Origin of the sequence: Psychrobacter sp. AOP31-B2-9 (assembly GCF_052378005.1) — a bacterium.
Taxonomy (GTDB): domain Bacteria; phylum Pseudomonadota; class Gammaproteobacteria; order Pseudomonadales; family Moraxellaceae; genus Psychrobacter.
On record NZ_JBQSXG010000241.1, the window covers coordinates 1 to 2163 of the forward strand.

Here is a 2163-nt window from a genome sequence, read left to right on the forward strand (position 1 = left end):
CTCGCCTTGCAAACGGGCAAAGCAGTGCTTTGCTGGATCCGTTCTCAAGGCTGATGCTAAAATGCTTCCAAACATTTTTGCAAACGTTGTTACAAGCCTAGTTAAGGTCTCGACATTATCGTCGTCTCGCGCCTAGTTTGGCTCAATTTTAGCGATCAGCAGCCCTAATATTTGAATGTTCAACACGCCCTAATAATTATCGCGTTTTTTAATTTCTTTGTTTTACAGCCGAGCCTCGCTATGCCCCAATCTCGTACCGATTTAAATCCTGAACCAAAAAGCAATCTGCCTTATTTAACAGGCGTCCTACTACGCTATAGCACCTTTGTTGCCGCAATTTTTTTGCTATTAGCAGGGTTGCTATTGCTAAACTGGTGGCTGATTCTCATTGGTGCGTTTGGAGTGGGTTTGGGCATTTACGATATCGTCCAGTCCAAGCATGCCATCTTGAATAACTACCCTATCGCAGGACATGTTCGTTACGTGCTGGAGGACTTTCGCCCCGAGATTCGTCAGTACTTGTTAGAGGATGACAAAGAACAAGTACCGTTTTCGCGCCAACAGCGTGCTTTGGTTTACCAGCGTGCTAAAAACGTCAGTGATACCAATGCGTTTGGTACGTTAGACAATTTATACACCAATGGTAAAGAATGGTTCTTACAGTCAGCGGTCAGCCAACCGCTAAAAAATAAAGACTTTAAAATTATGGTTGGCGGTGAGCGTTGTCAGCAGCCGCATGAGATGTCAGTATTTAATATCTCAGCGATGAGCTTTGGCAGCCTATCAGCCAATGCCATTATGGCACTCAATCAAGGCGCAAAAATCGGCGGCTTTACCCATGATACGGGTGAAGGTGCGATCAGCCCTCACCATCGTAAGTTCGGTGGCGATTTGATTTGGGAGCTGGGTACAGGCTACTTTGGTTGCCGCGATGCCAATGGCGATTTTGATGCACAGTCTTTCGCCGAAAAAGCCGTCGATCCGCAAGTAAAAATGATTGAGATTAAACTCTCACAAGGCGCCAAACCAGGTAAAGGTGGCGTACTACCAGCGGAGAAAATCACTCAAGAGATTGCTGATACCCGTCAAGTACCTACTGGGCAAGATTGCATCTCACCTTCTTCGCACACCGCCTTTAGCACACCACTTGAGCTGGTTGCTTTTTGGCAGCAGTTACGTGAGCTATCAGGTGGTAAACCTGTCGGCTTTAAGCTCTGTATCGGTCAGCCGTGGCAGTTTATGGCGATTGTCAAAGCCATGATTGAAACTGACAACTACCCTGACTTTATCGTCATTGACGGTGCTGAAGGTGGCACTGGTGCTGCCCCTGTCGAATTTATGGACAATGTTGGCATGCCGATGGTTGATGGGTTTTTATTGGTTCATAACACCCTAGTCGGCGCAGGTATTCGTGACAAGGTCAGACTGGGCGTAAGCGGCAAAATCGTCTCTGGTTTTGATATCGCTCGTATGATTGCCTTGGGTGCAGATTGGTGTAACTCCGCACGCGGATTTATGTTTGCAGTCGGCTGTATCCAGTCGCGCTCATGCCATACCAATACTTGCCCAACAGGGGTCGCGACCCAAGATCCTTACCGTCAAAAAGCCCTAGATGTGCCAAGCAAAGCAGAACGCGTCGCAAGCTTTCACAAAAACACCCTCAAATCACTTGCCAGCATCGTTGGCGCAGTCGGCTTGCAGCATCCAAGCCAGCTACAGCCTTATCATATTGCGCGTCGTTTAGAAGACGGACAGATTAAACTGCTATCGAAGTTCTTTTATTTCACCGATAAAGGCGCACTACTTAATCAAAGCGCCCGTGCAGACGTGTTTAATCAAATGTGGGTCATGGCGACGGCGGATAGCTTCCTTGCTGACAATGACGCATTGATTGCTTACAATGAGGACTCACGCGATACGGGCAAAACAACTGAAGCGCCAACCTTAGAAGCGGGCGATCAAGCAGCAGACGATCAGACAGATCGTAACCCTGCTGGTATTATGATAGGTAATGTCAATAATACCTTTCGCGATTTTCCACCTAGCAGTGATTAAAAGCTAGTGGCTAAAAACGAGTAACTAAAGAGCAGCAACTAAAAACTGATGACTAACCTCATGAGTGATCAACCTTATGTAGGTCACGACCACTGATATTTTTTATTA

1 protein-coding gene is annotated in these 2163 nt (G+C 46.8%); it reads left to right on the forward strand.

Going from position 1 to position 2163, the window contains the following annotated elements; genetic code table 11:
• The first annotated feature begins 240 nt into the window (after positions 1-240).
• Positions 241-2055 carry an FMN-binding glutamate synthase family protein gene (locus ACT3SX_RS14815; protein WP_192520852.1) on the forward strand — a complete coding sequence of 605 codons (1815 nt, stop codon included), beginning with the start codon at positions 241-243 and terminating at the stop codon, positions 2053-2055.
• Positions 2056-2163: the final 108 nt, after the last annotated feature.